This is a genomic window from Desulfothermus sp. (genome assembly GCF_053993635.1).
On the sequence record NZ_JBMYBT010000077.1, the window covers coordinates 1 to 17057 of the forward strand.

Annotated in this window: 18 protein-coding genes and 1 pseudogene; 4 read left to right on the forward strand and 15 right to left on the reverse strand. The window is 35.0% G+C overall.

The window, feature by feature from the left end; all coding sequences use genetic code 11:
* From ACY2V1_RS06255 to ACY2V1_RS06315, 13 genes are all read right to left on the reverse strand, one after another.
* Positions 1 to 262, reverse strand: a 262-nt coding sequence (locus ACY2V1_RS06255) for a preQ(1) synthase (protein ID WP_461833940.1), incomplete at its 3' end; no start/stop codon positions are given.
* Positions 241 to 1359, reverse strand: a complete 1119-nt coding sequence (locus tag ACY2V1_RS06260; RefSeq protein ID WP_461833941.1) for a deoxyhypusine synthase family protein — start codon at positions 1357 to 1359, stop codon at positions 241 to 243. The genes ACY2V1_RS06260 and ACY2V1_RS06255, both read right to left, overlap by 22 nt.
* A gap of 101 nt (positions 1360 to 1460) precedes the next feature.
* Entirely contained in the window at positions 1461 to 2360 is a 900-nt protein-coding gene (gene speB / locus ACY2V1_RS06265; RefSeq protein ID WP_461833942.1) for an agmatinase, read from the reverse strand.
* 132 nt (positions 2361 to 2492) lie between these two features.
* The gene (locus ACY2V1_RS06270; RefSeq protein ID WP_461833943.1) at positions 2493 to 2855 is read right to left on the reverse strand and encodes a four helix bundle protein; all 363 of its coding nucleotides are present in this window, start codon (positions 2853 to 2855) and stop codon (positions 2493 to 2495) included.
* Between the two features lie 128 nt (positions 2856 to 2983).
* The gene (locus tag ACY2V1_RS06275; protein ID WP_461833944.1) at positions 2984 to 3529 is read right to left on the reverse strand and encodes a pyruvoyl-dependent arginine decarboxylase; all 546 of its coding nucleotides are present in this window, start codon (positions 3527 to 3529) and stop codon (positions 2984 to 2986) included.
* A gap of 18 nt (positions 3530 to 3547) precedes the next feature.
* Complete coding sequence (locus tag ACY2V1_RS06280) at positions 3548 to 4168, reverse strand: SPOR domain-containing protein (protein ID WP_461833945.1); 621 nt, start codon at positions 4166 to 4168, stop codon at positions 3548 to 3550.
* A gap of 3 nt (positions 4169 to 4171) precedes the next feature.
* The gene (argS, locus tag ACY2V1_RS06285) at positions 4172 to 5830 is read right to left on the reverse strand and encodes an arginine--tRNA ligase (RefSeq protein WP_461833946.1); all 1659 of its coding nucleotides are present in this window, start codon (positions 5828 to 5830) and stop codon (positions 4172 to 4174) included.
* 74 nt (positions 5831 to 5904) lie between these two features.
* The gene (locus tag ACY2V1_RS06290; RefSeq protein WP_461833947.1) at positions 5905 to 6105 is read right to left on the reverse strand and encodes a hypothetical protein; all 201 of its coding nucleotides are present in this window, start codon (positions 6103 to 6105) and stop codon (positions 5905 to 5907) included.
* Between the two features lie 25 nt (positions 6106 to 6130).
* Positions 6131 to 7063, reverse strand: a complete 933-nt coding sequence (fabD, locus tag ACY2V1_RS06295) for an ACP S-malonyltransferase (protein ID WP_461833948.1) — start codon at positions 7061 to 7063, stop codon at positions 6131 to 6133.
* Positions 7064 to 7164: 101 nt separating this feature from the next.
* Entirely contained in the window at positions 7165 to 10023 is a 2859-nt protein-coding gene (locus tag ACY2V1_RS06300) for a DEAD/DEAH box helicase (protein ID WP_461833949.1), read from the reverse strand.
* Entirely contained in the window at positions 10020 to 11399 is a 1380-nt protein-coding gene (locus tag ACY2V1_RS06305; RefSeq protein ID WP_461833950.1) for a sigma-54-dependent transcriptional regulator, read from the reverse strand. Before ACY2V1_RS06305 ends, ACY2V1_RS06300 begins: the two co-directional genes overlap by 4 nt.
* A gap of 4 nt (positions 11400 to 11403) precedes the next feature.
* The gene (locus ACY2V1_RS06310; protein ID WP_461833951.1) at positions 11404 to 12810 is read right to left on the reverse strand and encodes a sensor histidine kinase; all 1407 of its coding nucleotides are present in this window, start codon (positions 12808 to 12810) and stop codon (positions 11404 to 11406) included.
* The gene (locus ACY2V1_RS06315; protein ID WP_461833952.1) at positions 12807 to 13985 is read right to left on the reverse strand and encodes a pyridoxal phosphate-dependent aminotransferase; all 1179 of its coding nucleotides are present in this window, start codon (positions 13983 to 13985) and stop codon (positions 12807 to 12809) included. The genes ACY2V1_RS06310 and ACY2V1_RS06315 overlap by 4 nt, the downstream gene beginning before the upstream one ends.
* 131 nt (positions 13986 to 14116) lie before the next feature.
* Between ACY2V1_RS06315 and ACY2V1_RS06320 the strand changes: the two genes are divergently transcribed.
* The 4 genes from ACY2V1_RS06320 to ACY2V1_RS06335 are packed head-to-tail and all read left to right on the forward strand — an operon-like array spanning position 14117 to position 16355.
* Complete coding sequence (locus tag ACY2V1_RS06320) at positions 14117 to 14380, forward strand: LysO family transporter (RefSeq protein WP_461833953.1); 264 nt, start codon at positions 14117 to 14119, stop codon at positions 14378 to 14380.
* Complete coding sequence (locus ACY2V1_RS06325; protein WP_461833954.1) at positions 14377 to 14979, forward strand: LysO family transporter; 603 nt, start codon at positions 14377 to 14379, stop codon at positions 14977 to 14979. Before ACY2V1_RS06320 ends, ACY2V1_RS06325 begins: the two co-directional genes overlap by 4 nt.
* A gap of 6 nt (positions 14980 to 14985) precedes the next feature.
* Positions 14986 to 15720, forward strand: a complete 735-nt coding sequence (locus ACY2V1_RS06330; RefSeq protein ID WP_461833955.1) for a tRNA1(Val) (adenine(37)-N6)-methyltransferase — start codon at positions 14986 to 14988, stop codon at positions 15718 to 15720.
* Between the two features lie 29 nt (positions 15721 to 15749).
* Complete coding sequence (locus ACY2V1_RS06335; protein ID WP_461833956.1) at positions 15750 to 16355, forward strand: DedA family protein; 606 nt, start codon at positions 15750 to 15752, stop codon at positions 16353 to 16355.
* Positions 16356 to 16481: 126 nt separating this feature from the next.
* On the opposite strand, the gene ACY2V1_RS06340 is transcribed toward ACY2V1_RS06335, so the two are convergent.
* Both ACY2V1_RS06340 and ACY2V1_RS06345 read right to left on the reverse strand, forming a co-directional pair.
* Positions 16482 to 16658, reverse strand: coding sequence for a 3-hydroxyacyl-CoA dehydrogenase family protein (locus tag ACY2V1_RS06340; protein WP_461833957.1), 177 nt, complete (start codon positions 16656 to 16658; stop codon positions 16482 to 16484).
* Between the two features lie 89 nt (positions 16659 to 16747).
* Positions 16748 to 16957, reverse strand: a pseudogene (locus ACY2V1_RS06345) (3-hydroxyacyl-CoA dehydrogenase NAD-binding domain-containing protein); the annotation flags it as partial.
* Positions 16958 to 17057: the final 100 nt, after the last annotated feature.

Below are 17057 nucleotides of genomic sequence, written 5' to 3' on the forward strand. Positions count from 1 at the left end.
CCTGATATATCCCAACATCTTTAAAGCTCACCATATAGTATTTTAAAGACTTGAGTTCAACGCACTTGCCACCCTCTGGATAATATTCAATTATTACCCTTGCAACATCAGGAAGGCCACTAAAGGGACATACTGCTATAAATTCTTTTGTTTCTGTTTTTATATATTCGTCTTTTCCATCAAATTCAAAGGTTTCTAATAAATCCGTTCTAATGTGTTCTTGTCCTTTAAATGGAAGTTTTAATCCTTCTGCCTTAGCCATTTTTGTCCCCTTTTTTGTATTTTTTTTAATCTTCTATCAAGTGCCAGGAGTAAAATAGGCCAGGCTATTGTTGCATCACATAAAACTTCTGCAAATTTTCCCCCTTTATCTTTTGGCACAAATTTTCCCCATGAAATGCCTTCTTCGTATGTACAACCTGATAGTCCTCCCCAATGAACTGGTTCTGGACATATCCTCACCCCATAGTGAAATCTTTTAATTTCCCATTTTAACTCAGGAAATTGCTGGAGACTCATTTCTAAAAATGGCCCTACTTGTTGTGCCCAATTACGGGGAACGCCTCCTCCAATTGTGAATATGCCTATTTTTTTTGCATTTGATATCCTTTTTGTATAATGAAATAAATCCATATAGGGATTAAATACAAATGGCAACTTCTCAGGATCAAATTCTTCTGCCAGACTTGGATTTTCTGCCAGAAAATTACATGCAATACTAAGTGCTAGCTCTGAATCTGTAAATGCAGGTATGTACACTGGTACATTTTTTTCATAGGCGCTCTTTAAAATTCCTGAGTCCTTATAATTTTCATGTAAATATCTGCCCAGCTCCCTGCAGATTAGATAAGAACATAGATATTTTTTCTCTTTTAACCTTTTAAAAACTTCCCTTACAACAGTTTCAGAATGAATAAAATTTTTCTCAGGCTCCAATGTATCATACACCCTATTTAAACCAGCCCTGCATAGTTCTTTATCGTCCATTTCACCAAATTGATATTTATAGTGCTTCATTCCAATTGCTTCAATAAATCCATGGGCCATAAGTGCACCAGTAGAGATAATAGATTGCACCCAGCCTTCATCAATCATTTTACATATCAATTTTCCCATCTTGGCAACAGTCATGGCGCCAGAAAAAGTAGCTACTACATGGCACTCTGGATCTCTTACCATTGTTTCAAGAACGTCCAATGCCTCTCCTAGCTGTCTTCCTCCAAAGGCAGTTTTGGACATGGCAGATAAGAGTTCATCAAAATCCCTTATTTTGTCTGGATCTAAGGGTTCTAAAGGAATAAGTCCTGCCTTATCTGGATCAAGATATGCATTTATATCTCTGATAAATTCATTTTGCATTTTCTCTTATCCTTGTCGGTTAGAGTTGTTGATGGTTAAAGTTATTTATTGTTATTGATGGTTATTTATAGTTATTCATAGTTATTGGTGGTTATTCGTTGTTATTCATTGTTATATGGTGGTTGTTTCAAATTGTAAAATACCAAATATGCGCAGAGTATTCTATTTATAAATTTCACAACAGTTGACTCAGATACTAGTTGATTGGGGATTGGTGCAAGCTCACATACATCCATCCCAACCAAAGATATATTTTGCTTAAATAAATGTATCCAGAAATCATAAAGCCAAAAAAATGGGATGCCACCAGGCTCTGGCGTACCAGTTCCAGGGACTATTGATGGATCAACTCCATCTACATCAAAAGTCAAATATAAGGGCCTGTTATTTAAAATTTCCTTTATTTTCTTTGCAACCTTTTGTGGAGATAAATTGAATATATCCCTGGCAAAACATGTTGTTATGTTTGAATCTTTTTTTAACCTTTCAGATTCTTGTTTGCAAAGACTTCTTATACCAAGCTGAATTATAGGAATATCAAGATCCCGTACCCGTGCCATTACTGAGCCATGGGAATACTTGCTTCCTTGAAATTCCTCCCTGAGATCGCAATGGGCATCAATTTGCAGGACAAAGAGATCTTTATAATAATCATGGTAAAATTTAATAGGAGCAAGTGCCACTGAGTGGTCACCACCAATGGTTAATAAAAAATCTTTTGCAGGATCTAAGTTGGATTTAAGATAATTATAAAGGGACTCAAATACATACTTTGGTCCTGCAACTGTTGGCTCAAAATAATCTAAAGTATTAAACTTGGCTACATCTAAAAGGTCTATTTCAAGTTCTTCATCCCATGTCTCAATCTCTAAAGATGCCCTAAGTATTGCCATTGGCCCTTTTTTTGTGCCTGTACCAAAAGACACTGCACCTTCATAGGGAACAGGCAATACTATAATTTCTTTTCCCTGTCCTTCATCATCTGCATATTTTGAATACATGCTAATACCTTCGTGATTTGTGATTAGTGATTAGTGATTCGTAATTCGTGAACAAGAAAAAGGAATGAACCAATATACCAATACACCACTACACCAATAACCGTGATTCGTGATTTGGAATTTGGGAATTGTTCATTGATCTTGCCTTTTTTTATAATTTATTAAGCCTGTGATCATCTTTTTAATATTTTCAATTTTTCCATTGATTATCTCCATATTATCCACATCTATAAATCCAAGCTCTCTGGCTATAATCAATTGCGTTTCCAGCTCGCTTGCAGAACCTAAACTAATATATAAAAACTGGATAACTTCTTTATTCGTTTGTCTACTTGCTCCCTCAGCAATGTTTGAAGGAATTGAAATTGCAGCTTTTTTAATTTGAGATGTTAAACCAAAAACCTCTTCTTTTGGAAAAGACTTAGTTATTTCATAAATGTCTTTTACCACCTCTATGGAAAGCTTCCAAACATCCAAATCCATATGAGTCTTCATTATCTATCTCCATTCACTCTACCCTAATCACGAATCACCAATTACGAATCACGAACCCCATCTATCTCCATTCACTCTTCCCTAATCACGAATCACTAATCACAAATCACAAATCACGAATCCCGCCCTTAGGGCAAAAACACTACCGCTGAGATAGTAGTTGTCCACATGCCACCAACACCAGTAGTAACACAAGGAGCAGACATGGAATCTATTATCTTTCCACTCATTAGATAAATCTCACGTCTCTCATCATAATCCTTTTCTGGGTCAAAATCTATTCCAAGGGTAGTTGCAAGCATTGTTGATGCTAAATCTTCTGCAAAATCGCCTATTTCCTTTTCATCTGCCCCAAAGGCATGGTGTTCTGAAATGTATCCATAATGGGACTCATCTGCTGGAAAGGCAATGCCCACAGCTGCCCCTACCAATCTGCCTTTTTCATTTGTTGCATTTCTAGCCATTACACAATAGGTTATTTGACCTGGTTTTAACTCTTTTACGCCTTCATCTACAGGTATAACCTGACACTTTGGTGGGAATATACTGGAGACATAGACCAAATTTTGTTTTTCAATCCTAGCGTCTCTTAATGCCAACTCAAATGACTGAAGTTTATTTTTATGCCTCCCAATTCCCTTTGTAAAAAAGGCTTTTTTAGGAACAAATGTCATTTTATTGCCTCCGTGGTGTTACAACTTCTTCCTCATCTTCACAATATAATCTTTAAATCCCATCTTATTTAACAATTCCATCTTCTCTTTTATATAATTACTTGTGCCCTCAAGCACTACTAATACCCTAAAATAACTGTGACCATTGATAGTTACGTCTTCTACTTTTGCTGAAAAATTTTTTTTGTGTAACCTCCTTACCAAAGACAGGGCATCTTTTTTATTTTTAAATGAGCTTATTTGTATTGTGTACTGGTAACGATGATCCTTTTTAGATGTGTGAGAATATGATTTTTTAATATTGCTTTTTTTAGGACCAACTATTTTACTTTCAATATCATTTTGCCTGACTTTGTTTAAAAAAGTTAGTTCAGTTGGGCTGAGGACCTTTTTATGTACATTTGGGGTTGGGTGTTGGCCAGATAGTTTTGGATTTATTGAAGAACGTAATACCTTTTTTTTAAAGGGGGACATAATATCTATAGGACCATATCCCCGTCCTACAATAACTCCAAGGATAAATGCCCACACCATTCCAAGAAGAAAAACAAAGCCTGCTAAAAAACATCCTTTAATACTGAGGGTTATATGAAAACCATTCTTTAGAGCTTTCCTTTTTGTATTTTTTGACTTTGCCAATTTCTACATCCTTTCTGGGGCATTTACTCCAAGTAAACAAAGTGATGTCTGTAAAACCTGTCTTACAGCCTTTAGAAGATACAATCTTGCCTTTATTAGCATATCATCTTTTGCACCAAGTATTGGATATTTATTGTAGTATTTGTGAAATAGACCTGCTAAATCTATTACATAAAATGTAAGTATATGTGGAGAGAGAAGCCTTGCACACGTCATAATGATATCTTGAAATTCATTTAGCTTTTTAAGGATTTCTATTTCTTCTTCTTGAATCAATTTATCTATTACTTTTTCAGGTTCAATATTAAGTTGTATATTCCTCTCTTTTGCCTTGGAAAAAACAGAACATATTCTTGCATGTGCATATTGGCAATAATATACTGGATTTTCCATTGTCTTTTGCTTTGCCAGATCTAGATCAAAATCAAGATGAGAGTCGCTTTTTCTTGACAAAAAAATAAATCTTGCTGCATCAACACCTACTTCATCTATTACTTGAGCAAGTGTTACAAACTCACCTGCCCTTGTTGACATTGATACTTGTTTCCCTCCTCTAACTAAATTCACAAGCTGAATTAGTATTACCTGTAAATCCTCTCTATCTCTACCCAATGCCTCAATTGCTGCCTTCATTCTAGGGATGTAACCATGATGATCTGCACCCCAAATATCTATTAATAATTCAAAGCCCCTATCTAATTTATTTTTGTGATATGCAATATCTGATGCAAAATATGTAAGATCACCATTGGATTTTTTCAACACCCTATCTTTATCATCGCCAAATTTAGTGGAAGAAAACCATATGGCACCGTCTTTTTCATAAATAAGTCCCTTATCTTTTAATGCTGAAAACGCATTTTCAACAGCACCATCCATTACTAAAGCCTTTTCAGAAAACCATAAATCATGAGAAACCCTAAATTTTTTAAGATCTTCTTTAATCTGTTGCAAAATTATATCTTTACCAAAATCTGAACATATAGTTATGGCTTCATTCTCTGGCAAATTTAGAAGGTCTTTTCCATATTTTTCCATAAGTAGCTTTCCAATATCTATTATGTATTCCCCTTTGTAAGAATCCTCATCAAGCTGATCATCAAATCCCAGCAATTGTTTATATCTTATATAAATGCTCTTTCCTAAGATCTTAATCTGTCTTCCTGCATCATTAATATAATATTCTGTGGAAACGTCAAATCCAGCAAATTTCAAAATACGGGACAGACTATCTCCCACTGCTGCACCTCTACCATGCCCAACATGTAGAGGCCCTGTTGGATTTGCAGAAACATATTCAATAAGGACCTTTTTCCCTTTGCCAAAATCGCACTGCCCATATTTTTCCTCTTTATTTAGGACCTCCAGTATCTCTTTTTGCCAGAAGGATTTAGACAAGGTAAAATTCAAGAACCCAGGACCAGCTATGTCTATTTTTTCAATAAATTCAGAATGATTATTTAAAATAAAATCCTTTATTTTTTCTGCAATATTTCTGGGAGAATCCTTTAATTCCTTACTAAGGAGCATGGCAATATTTGTGGCAATATCCCCGAATTTCTTTTCTCTTGGTGGTTCAATTTGCATCCTCTCAGGAACAGATGCACCAAGACTCTCTACTGCTTTATGTAACAATTTTTCCACAAAAAAAGACGCATTCACAATTGGTCCTCCTATAATCTCCTATTTTTATACGCCAAAAATTTGGGTTGATTCTCATTTGTTTAATATTAACTTCATCTATTTAGTCTTTCCATTATTTTTTCTTGCGAAACAAATTCATTTTTTCTTCCATCTTCTATGGCTTTACATAAAGCTATATCTTCTATTACTTCTTCAACAATATCTCTAAAAATTTCCTTTTTTTCTTGGAATAATTTAAAAACAATGTCTTCTAACATAGATTTTATCTCATCTTTTTTTATAATTATATGCATCTAATAGATATTTTACCACTGGCCTTTAGCTATAGGCCTTTACACCTTCTAAATCTTCAATTACCTTACATTCCCATTTTTCTTCTTTATCTTCTAATATCCTTTTAATTAACCCACACAAAACACCCTTTGGGCCAAGTTCTAACCACTTTCTAACTCCATTGTCCCACTGGTTTTCTATAAGTTGCGTAAAATATACAGGTGACATCATCTGTTTTTTCATTATTTGCTTTATTTTTTCTCCTCTGGTTTCTGATAATGCAGTTGCATTAAAGAATATGGGAATGGCAGCATTATTAAACTTAAATTTATCCATGTAATTTGATAGCTCTTTAGCTGCTTCTTCCATCAAAGGGGAATGAAAGGCGCCTGATACAGGTAAAATAACAGAACGTGCCTTTTTTTTCTTTGCTACTTCACACGCCTTTTCAACAGCTTCTCCATCTCCACTTATGACCAATTGTTTTGGACTATTGTAATTAGCAATGCAAAGGACCTTACCTGTATTATCTTTTATTTCTGATACTATTTTTTCAACGTCTTCTTGTTTGAGCTTTAATATTGCTGCCATTTTTCCTGGGGCACTTAAGCCCACTTCATACATGAGTTTTCCCCTGAGAGCCACGAGCTTTAATCCGTCATCTAGGTCTAAAACCTTTGATACAATTAAGGCTGGATACTCACCAATGCTATGTCCTGCCAAAAAATCAGGACTTGGACCAAGTTTTGTCCACAAACTTATGCCAACTACGCAAAGTGCTGGCTGCTGATATTTTGTCTTTTTCATTTCTGACTCATCGCCGTCCCAAAATATTTCCCTTAAAGGTGCCCCTGCTATCTTTTCAGCCTTTTTCCAGAGCTCCATAATATCTTTATCACTGTCTGCTAAATCCCTTCCCATTCCCTTTTGTTGGGAACCTTGACCAGGAAATAATACGCACAATTTTTTATCTTGCATAAATCCTACTCCTTGATTTTGTTGTGCTGCACCAGATTCTTAAACCGGGGAAAAAGGTAGGTCAACAAAATAAGATCCACAAAATAATATTTACATCTAAACTACCAAGTAACCTGCAATCTTACTCTCTTTCCTGCTTTATTGGAAAAATATATAAAACCGTTATTTTTCCCAAACAAATACACATCCTTTGTAACTTCTACGTCTCTTATGCAATATTCAACTATCTTGTCTATGTTCCCCTGTTTCCACCACTTAAGGGCCAAAAGCCCATTTGCACTTTTCCCTACACTTAGGGTAGCCTTTGCCACATTGTCTAAAGAGATCCTATATCCAAGTCTTTTATGTATTTCAATTAATAGATCCAGGGTTGGCAATGAAGTTAAGTCATAAGAGGTATATGGTGCTAGAACATTATAGTCAAATTTTTTGATATTATAACCAATTATCAAATCAAGTGTTTTTAATTCTTCAAATAAGTTATCTATATTTTCTTCATAAAAAACCAGATACTCATTTTTCTTCCTATGGTATAAAACAGCACAACTAACCCTCATGGCATGAGCATTTTTCCATCCACCTACTTCTTTTGCAGACTTTTGAGTCTCTATATCCAAAACCCCAAAATTAATATGTTCATCTTTTTGCGTAATTTCATTTTTAATAGGATGTGATGTATTACATTTATCAGGATATTTATTATCACCATAAATAAGATCTAAAATATATTTTGTACATTCCTTATCAAGGGGTCTGTTTCCAGAACCACATTTTGGAGAGTAGATACATTTAAAACATCCTATACTACAATCACAACTATTTAATATATCCTTTGCAATTGAAAATAAAACATCTATTTTTTCATAGCCCTCTTTTGATATGCCTATCCCACCTTCTACACCATCATAGATAAAAACAACTGGAGACTTTAACTTGTCAAAAAAATCAATGGAAATTCCCCCAATATCATTTCTGTCCATGAGAACAACATATGGCATTACACCAATTAATAGGTGCTCTAAACCGTGTATTCCTCCCATAAAGTGCATAAATTTTTTTTCTGAATATTCCTTAAATTCAACTGGCAATTGAATCCACATCCCTTGGGTTTCAAATTCAATGGAATCCAGATTCAATTCATTGAAATTTATAAGGGTTTGATCCTTTGTCCTCCTTTTTTCAAAGCCCAAAAAATTTTCTTTTATCTTCAATTTTCCATAACCAATCTTTAGGTCTTTAAAATACTTTTTATTATAGCATTCTAAAATTGAAGTAGATTTTTTTACAATGAGTTTTGTAAAGTATTTTACATCTACTCTTTTGCATACAACCTGTTTTTCAAGTATGTCTAATTTTTCCACTTTATAGGTCTTTGTATTGTGCAGGTATATTGCTCCAGGATATGTCTCATGATGTGCCCTGTATTTATCAATTGTACCAATTATATTTCCATTATTGTCTAAGATGATAAGATTATTTGAACTTGACCTTATATGTACTTTTCTATGTATATCTGTATCTGTTGAATATATTTCTCTTGTATTTTCATCTTCAATAAGAATTCCATTTTCTATTAATTTTCTTACATAATCCTTTTCCCTTTGACCATTAAATTCCGTTAATTTTATAGGCAACTCTGTGGCCGCACACATAAGGTGTTTGGTCATAATCTGTTCATTATAGGGATTTATAGCAATATTCTCAGGACTTAGTCTAAAAAAGTTTTCTGGATGGGATAGGATATATTGATCGAGATTGTCCTCTCCGCCAATTAAAATTACTCCACTTTTTTGCATCTTCCTTCCAACCCTGCCTGCTCTTTGAAAAAAAGACATAACTGAACCTGGATATCCAACAAGAATACAAAGATCCAATCCGCCAATGTTGATACCTGCCTCTAAAGCTGAAGTTGAGACAACACCAATTATCTCTCCCTTTGTTAATTTTGCCTCAATTTCCCTTCTATCTTCAGGCAAAAGTCCTGCCCTATAAACACTTACCCTATCACCTAGGGAACCTAATTTACTTTTTGTCCATGCACCAATTAGTTCTGTCAGTTTTCTTGAGTTTGTATAAACAATGGTTCTAAGTCCCCTTAGCACTGCGGATTTTAATAACATAAAACCTGTTTTTGCAGGCCCATATAACATTGGATTTATAAAAATAAATTCCTGATCACCCTTTGGAGAACCGGTTTTTGAGATGTGCACTGGTGTTCTTCCAGTTAATTTTTCTACAAGTTCCACTGGATTTCCAATTGTAGCTGAGCAAAATATAAAAATTGGATATGCGCCATAAAAATTACATATTCTAATGAGCCTCCTAAACACCCATGCCATGTGAGAACCCATAACCCCCTTATAGGTGTGAACTTCATCAACAACGATGAATTTGAGATTCATAAAAAAATCTTTCCATGCCATGTAATTTGGCAATATACCAATGTGTAACATATCAGGATTTGACATAAGGATATTTGGGGGCCTTTGTCTTAGCTTATATCTTTTAAAATATGAGACATCTCCATCATATACATCTAAAGAGGGCTTTTTAATATTTGAAGGAAGCTTTTTAAGAAAATTATTTAATTGTTGAAGCTGATCCTGGGCAAGGGCCTTTAAAGGAAAGAGGTATAGGGCAGTTGATGAGGGATTTTTAAAAAAATAATTTAATACTGCCAGATTATAAATAAGAGACTTGCCACTTGCAGTGGGTGTTGAAACCACTACATCTATGTCTTGACTTAATAATTTTAGGGCCTCGGTCTGATGGGTATATAATTTTTGAATAGAATTTTTTTTCAAGAGACTTTTAATATCTCCATTTAAAAATTCTAAGTCCTGTCCATATGTTGGGTTCATTCCCCTTATTTGTTTTGTGTAAACTATCTGGTCTTTAAATAACTTGGAAGTCTTTAGATCAGATAAAAAGCCATCCAGGGTCTTTTTGTGGGTGTTCATGGTTTTACAGAAATATTGTATTTCTTCATCTTATATTGTAGCAAACTCTTTGAGATCCCAAGCATCTTTGCTGCCTTGACCTGGACAAAATTGCTTTTAACAAGGGCACGCTTAATTAAGGCTGCCTCAATTTTTTCAAGTGATTCACTTAAGTTTATATTATCAGGGAGCATATCCACTGCACTCTTAAACTGTCTGGACTCATCCTTTAGTTCCGCTGGAAGGTCAGCCACTCCAATCATATCAGATTGCGTCAAAACTACTGCACTCTCTATGATATTTTCAAGCTGTCTCACATTTCCTGGCCAATTATAAGCTGTTAAAAGCTGCATTGCCTCAGGGGTAAATCCTTTTATATCTTTGTTATTTTCCCTGCTATATTTTTTCAAAAAATGGCCAGCTAAAAGAGGGATATCTTCTGGTCTCTCCCTTAAGGGAGGCAGTTCAATATTCACCACATTTAATCTGTAGTAGAGATCTTCTCTGAATCTGCCTTGTTCTACTTCTTTTTTTAGGTCTTTATTTGTAGCAGCTATGACTCTAAAATCAGATTTTAAGGTCTTGAGGCCTCCAACACGCTCAAAGGCATGTTCCTGTATCACCCTGAGCAACTTTGGCTGGAGTTCAAGGGGAAATTCGCCTATTTCATCTAAAAAAATAGTACCGCCATGTGCAAGTTCAAACTTCCCCCTTTTTTGTGCTATTGCACCAGTAAAAGAGCCCTTTTCGTGTCCAAATAGCTCACTTTCCAAAACCCCTGGATTTAGGGCTGTACAATTTATTGCAACAAAAGGCTGATCTTTCCGCTTGGATAAGTAGTGGATTGCCTTTGCCACCAATTCCTTTCCTGTGCCAGATTCGCCAGTTATCAATACATTGGCATTTGTTGCAGCAACTTTTTTTATTAAAAGGTGAAGCTCTTTTATTGCTGGGCTAACTCCAATTATCTTCTTTATAGAATGGTTTTCCTCCATTGATTCCACAAGGATTTTATTCTTTCTATAGGCATCTGCAATCTTTACAGCCTTAGAAACAGAAAGCAAAAGGTCATCATTGGAAAATGGTTTATTTATATAGTCAAATGCCCCGCACTTCATTGCCTCAACAGCACCATCCACTGAACCATAGGCAGTCATTATAATAACAGGCATCTGAGGATGAATTTCTTTTATTCTTTCAAGTAGTTCCTGACCATTTATGCCAGGCATCTTAAAGTCAGTAATAACCACATCCACTTCTGACTCTTTTAAATACATAAGGGCCATCTCAGGGTCCTGCATAACTGTAACATCATAACCTTCTTCAGAAAGAAGCGCATCTAATAAAACTAAATAGTTCTTTTCATCATCTACCACTAATATGTGAGGCGAAGACATAAAACTAATCTCCTATTTTGGGAAATTTTAATTCAACCACTCCCCCTTGATCATTTTTTAACTCCATTTCTATCCCATGTTTTTTTAAAATATTATAAGCAATGGGAAGTCCCAGTCCAGTGCCAAAGTCCTTTGTTGTAAAAAAAGGCTCTAAGTATTTGTCCATTAAAGAGCCATCAAATCCAGAACCTGTATCCCTTATTATAAGGGAATTTCCTTCCCATTTAATTTCCACTTTTCCATCTTGCTTTACTGCATCAATTGCATTGTTGATTATATTGTATATGGCTCTATATAAAAGATTTTTATCCCCTTTAATAATTATAGAGTCTGGAAGCTTCCTCTTAAGTTCAATAGTCCTCTTATTTGCCTCTTGTGTGAAAAAGGATATACACTCATTAATTATATTCACAAGATCAATCTCTTCTAATTTTGGCTCCTTTGGCCTTGCATAGTCGAGAAAGTCATTTACAATGCTAGATAGTCTCTTTGATTCTTCAAAAATGGCCTTAGAGAGCTTTGCTTCCACTCCTTGTTTATTTGCAAACTTTTTTGAAAGTATTTCAGCGCTGCTTTGTATTATACCTAAAGGATTTTTTATTTCATGGGATATAGTTGCAACCATCCTGCCCATTGCTGCAAGTTTTTCATTTTGATACACAGCCCTCTCTAATTCCTCTTTTTCTTTTATTCTTTCCTGGAGTATTTTATCAGCCCTTAAAATAACCACATAGAGCAAAATAAAGAGTATTAAAGAAGAAAAAAATACAGCTATAGTTATTAAAAATTGAAAATAATAAATAGTTTCATAATCCTCAGATATATCCTGGGAAAACTCTAAAATACCTACCACCTCACCTGCATTTTTAGGAAAAAGCTCCCTTTCTATCCGTAGAGGAAACAGGGTGGTAAGGACAACTGATCTCTCTTCCAGTTTAAATGGCCAGAGATTAAGTCTCTTATTTTTTTCAACCTTAAACTTAAGCTTACCGCCCAAGACTTCTTTAAACATGGATATGGGCTTTTTTGTACCAACAAATTCTTTGTTTGTAGAATATGAAACCCTGCCTTTTAAATCGTATATCTTAATGTTCAGGACCTTAAATCCATGAATAGTGGACCTAACTACCAGATCAAGCCTTTCATATTGCTCCCTTTTCTTTAATTCCACCCGTCCAAAGCCCAGCACCGTAGGTAGCAAAAACCTCTGATAAATTTGATGATTTAAATTTTCTGCAAGGAGTTTGGCATATTGCTTGTCTTTTTTTACTACTGTTTTTTTTGCATAATTGCTGATTATAACAGTTAAGAAAAGTCCTGAACCCACAATCAAAATTAAAGAGGTCCAGGACAAAAATTTGGCCAGTTGAAAAGGATGTGCAGGATCTGGGGCGAGTCTAGGCAAAATCATAATTCTTTTAAGGCCTTTTCTACCTGGTCCATTGCCCTTTCTAATACTGATATATCTACTGCATAGGAGAATCTAATGCATCTATCATCTCCAAATGCAGCACCTGGAACTAGGGCAACGTGTGCTTTATCCAACAAATACTCACACAACTTGGTGGAATTGTTAATTTCGTGAGTGTATAACCCATCTACCTTGGGAAATACATAAAATGCACCCATTGGCTCTGGACAACTAATTCCATTAATTGAATTTATCCTCTTTAAAATATAGTTTCTTCTCTCTAAAAATTTCTTCCTATTTTCTTCTAAAAAGGACAGATCTCCCAAAAGGCCTTTTAATGCGGCCATCTGGGCTATTGAACACACATTTGATGTGGATTGTCCCTGAAGCTTTGATAAATTTTTTATAACTGTACTATCAGAGATTACATACCCAATCCTCCACCCTGGTACAGCAAAGCTCTTGGCAAGGCCATTTACTATGGCAACTTTATCTGGGTATTTTTTAAACCACTTTGACGCAGAAGTGGGTTTTGCAGGAGGATAAATTAACTGATCGTATATTTCATCTGAAATAATAAAGATCCCTTTTTTAAGGGCAAACTCACATATCTCATCAAATTGTTTTTGTGCATAATGGCACCCTGTTGGATTTGATGGAGTATTTAAAATGAGTATCTTTGTCTTTTCTGTGATATGTTTTTCAAGTTCAGATGGAGATGTCATAAAGTTATTTTCTGGATCTGTTGGAACTATCTTTGGAACTCCTCCTGCCAAAATAACCATATCAGGATAACTCAGCCAATATGGAGCAGGAATTAGGACCTCATCACCTGGATCAACCAAGATCTGCATGAGATTAAATAAACCTTGCTTACCTCCATTTGTAATTATTACATTTTCTCTCTTTGCCCCTGCATTATAAAATCTATTGTAATATTCACACACAGCATCTAGTACCTCTGGAAGACCTGCGGCAGGGGTGTATTTTGTCATAACCTTATCAATTGCCTCCCTTGCTCCATCTAACACACTTTTAGGTGGTGGAAGGTCTGGTTGGCCAACAGCCAGGCTGATTACCTCCACTCCCTGGCTTTTAAGTTCACTGGCCTTTGCATTAATTGTAAGAGTAGCTGATGGCTTTACCATTGAAATCCTTTTGGAAAAAGCTACCATTTTAGTCTCCTTATGTTAAAATTTGTTTGAACTTTTTAAAATTTCCCTTTAGGTTCTGAGGTCGCATAACGAGTTTATGTAACAAAAATACAGTCCCCTGTAAACTTGGAGAAGGCTTAAATGGAGGCCGTATGTATAAATTGATTTTGTTTTTTATAGCTGGGATAATTTTTGGCCTTTTTTTAAAAGAACATCAAAAATTGATAAATACGGTTAAGAAATTAAGCGAATTCTCAATATTTTTTTTATTATTTATTCTCGGTTTTCTAATGGGATCAAATCCATCTATAATAAAAAATTTACTCTCCATGGGCACAGATGGACTAATTATTTCCCTATTTTCTATAATTGGTAGTATCTTATTCATAATTCCTATTGAGAGGAAGATAAAATGAAATTTAGCATAATATTACTGTCCTTTTTTTCTGTTGGTATTTTAATTGGAATTTTTGAGTTGATTCCAAGAGAAGTGATAACTATCTATCCCCTTGAGGATTATCTTTTGTATTTGCTTTTGTTTTTAGTTGGAATCTCTATTGGAAGCGACAACACCGCCATAAAGTCCATCTTCAAGCTCAACTTAATTACAGGACTTGTGCCTGTTATGGTGGCCATTGGCTCTATTTTAGGAGCAGGCTTTGCAGTATTTTTTGTGTCTATTCCAGACTTAAGAGAATGCATGGCCATTGGTGCTGGATTTGGATATTACAGTTTATCCAGCATTATCATTGGAAAAGTAAGGGGAGAAGTAATAGGCGCAATAGCCCTTATCTCCAATATAATCAGGGAAATAGTGACCTTAATTTTTGCGCCACTTTTTGCAAGATACATAGCAAAGCTCGCTCCAATTGCCTCTGGTGGAGCAACATCTATGGATACCACCTTACCTATAATTTACAAAAATGTAGGGAGTAAATATTCTTTAATAGCTGTTATAAATGGAGCACTATTAAGTTTTTTAGTGCCAATAATAATACCTATAATCCTGTCATAAAATTATATGTGCAAGAAAGATTTTCCAAAGGGCCTTGTGCAACCTAATAAAGGACACAAATTTTCAATAGATTCAGTCTTTCTCTCCTGTTTTGTATTCCCCCAAAAAGGGCAAAAAATCATTGACTTAGGGTGTGGATGTGGGGTGATTTCCATAGGCATTTTATTAAAAAATCATGATACAGATCTAAAAGTCGTGGGCATAGATATAGATCCATCTATGATTGAATGTGCAAAGGAAAATGCCAAAAACTTTGGTGTTGAAAAAAGATTTACCTTAATTTTGGGTGATGTAAAAAAAATAAAAGAAATGAAGGAAATCAAATCAGGAGAGTTTGATATTGGTGTGATAAATCCCCCATATCGAGATAGGCAAATGGGAAGGCTGTCTTTTTATAGGGGAAAAAATAGGGCAAGATTTGAAGAGCAGGCCACCTTAGATGATTTTATTTGTGCAGCAAATTTTTTAATAAAAAATAGAGGGCGTGTTTTTATTGTATATTTAACTGAGAGGATTGTGTATTTATTTTCAGTGCTCAAAAAATACAATTTTGAGCCCAAGAGGATAAAATTTATCCATGGACACAAAGACAAACCATCAAAGATATTTTTGCTAGAAGCAATAAAAAATGGAAACTCTTCACTAACTGTTGAACCGCCCATTATCCAGTATAAAGATAGTTCTGGAGAAAACCAATACACCGATGATACGCTAAAATTTTGTCCGTTTTTAATATCGTAAATACCTGGGTTTAAAGGAGAGATAAATTTATGATCACTGAACTAGTTGATTTGGCCAGATCACTTGCTCAGTCCCATACTTTTTTGTGCTACACTTTTGTATTTCTCATGTCCTATCTGGAATCCTTTGCATTTGTAGGGCTTATTATGCCTGGGGCTGGATTTGCATTTTCTGTGGGACTCATGGCATATCACAATATTTTAAATATCTTTTTTTGTATTCTATCAGGGGCAATTGGAGCAATTTTAGCTGATCTATCTAGTTTTTTTCTGGCAAAGTATCTAAGGGATAAAAGGGCCTTTTTAAAAATTAAACAAAGATACTCTGAGCAAATAGAAAAGGGAGAAGATTTTTTTGACAAATACGGCGGTCTAAGTGTGTTTATTGGCAGATTTATTGGTATTTTTAGACCTGTTATCCCCTTTATTGCTGGATTGTTAGACATGAATCCTCTTCTTTTTATACTTTTTTCCTCTATAAGTGGAATACTATGGGGAATATCTTATTTTGGCTCAGGATATCTCTTTGGCATGGGAATAACCTATGTGGACTTTACAGACCCCAAAATAATATCTCTTTTTATTTTTATTTTGATCTTAATTTATCTTTTTTCAAAAAAGATAAGAAGAAAATAAAGGCCTTTTTATATAATAATATTCTTAGCCAGTGTTAAAAAAATCAAAAAATCAGAGAGTTTTTTAGTCAACTATTGTAAGAATAAAATCCTTCGCCACTCTTTATCCCCAACTTGCCCTGGTCCACTAAGATTTTAAAAATAGAGCATTTTTCTTTGCCTGGGGATCGTTTGTCTTTTTGGCCCAATAATCTGTTATCTTCCACACTGTATCTAAACCAATACTATCCATAATTGTAAAAGGTCCCATAGGGGAATTCATGACTCCCATCCATGCCTTATCAATATCTTCTATAGTGGCAATCCCATTAGCTGCTAGAGTAAGAGCAGATTTTAACTACTCCATGAGCATTGCATTGAATACATAACCATGAATTTTTTCCTTACGCAATACTATAGGTCATGACCAATGGCTTTGGCAAAATCAACTATCAAGGCCAATGTTTCCTTGGATGTTCCTGGATGAGACATTACATCCACAATGCTGGTTATGCGAATATCATGAAAATGCAAAGCAGCAAACCTATCAGCACGACCTGTTTTATGAGCCAACATTGAAGGAATCAGAGAGGATGTATTGGTGGTGAATATGGTTTCATCTCTACAGAGCTCATTAAACTAAGCAAATACCTTGGACTTGAGATCTGGATTCTCTGGAACAGATTCACTCAAAAAATCGGCATTATATGCGGCTTCTTCTGGG

What these genes read in the sequence shown, in the direction of transcription:
- ACY2V1_RS06260 (WP_461833941.1), bottom strand. Translation starts at nt 1,359, where the DNA reads ATGCAAAATGAATTTATCAGAGATATAAATGCATATCTTGATCCAGAT.
- speB (WP_461833942.1), bottom strand. Translation starts at nt 2,360, where the DNA reads ATGTATTCAAAATATGCAGATGATGAAGGACAGGGAAAAGAAATTATA.
- ACY2V1_RS06270 (WP_461833943.1), bottom strand. Translation starts at nt 2,855, where the DNA reads ATGAAGACTCATATGGATTTGGATGTTTGGAAGCTTTCCATAGAGGTG.
- ACY2V1_RS06275 (WP_461833944.1), bottom strand. Translation starts at nt 3,529, where the DNA reads ATGACATTTGTTCCTAAAAAAGCCTTTTTTACAAAGGGAATTGGGAGG.
- ACY2V1_RS06290 (WP_461833947.1), bottom strand. Translation starts at nt 6,105, where the DNA reads ATGCATATAATTATAAAAAAAGATGAGATAAAATCTATGTTAGAAGAC.
- fabD (WP_461833948.1), bottom strand. Translation starts at nt 7,063, where the DNA reads ATGCAAGATAAAAAATTGTGCGTATTATTTCCTGGTCAAGGTTCCCAA.
- ACY2V1_RS06300 (WP_461833949.1), bottom strand. Translation starts at nt 10,023, where the DNA reads ATGAACACCCACAAAAAGACCCTGGATGGCTTTTTATCTGATCTAAAG.
- ACY2V1_RS06305 (WP_461833950.1), bottom strand. Translation starts at nt 11,399, where the DNA reads ATGTCTTCGCCTCACATATTAGTGGTAGATGATGAAAAGAACTATTTA.
- ACY2V1_RS06310 (WP_461833951.1), bottom strand. Translation starts at nt 12,810, where the DNA reads ATGATTTTGCCTAGACTCGCCCCAGATCCTGCACATCCTTTTCAACTG.
- ACY2V1_RS06315 (WP_461833952.1), bottom strand. Translation starts at nt 13,985, where the DNA reads ATGGTAGCTTTTTCCAAAAGGATTTCAATGGTAAAGCCATCAGCTACT.
- ACY2V1_RS06320 (WP_461833953.1), top strand. Translation starts at nt 14,117, where the DNA reads ATGTATAAATTGATTTTGTTTTTTATAGCTGGGATAATTTTTGGCCTT.
- ACY2V1_RS06325 (WP_461833954.1), top strand. Translation starts at nt 14,377, where the DNA reads ATGAAATTTAGCATAATATTACTGTCCTTTTTTTCTGTTGGTATTTTA.
- ACY2V1_RS06330 (WP_461833955.1), top strand. Translation starts at nt 14,986, where the DNA reads ATGTGCAAGAAAGATTTTCCAAAGGGCCTTGTGCAACCTAATAAAGGA.
- ACY2V1_RS06335 (WP_461833956.1), top strand. Translation starts at nt 15,750, where the DNA reads ATGATCACTGAACTAGTTGATTTGGCCAGATCACTTGCTCAGTCCCAT.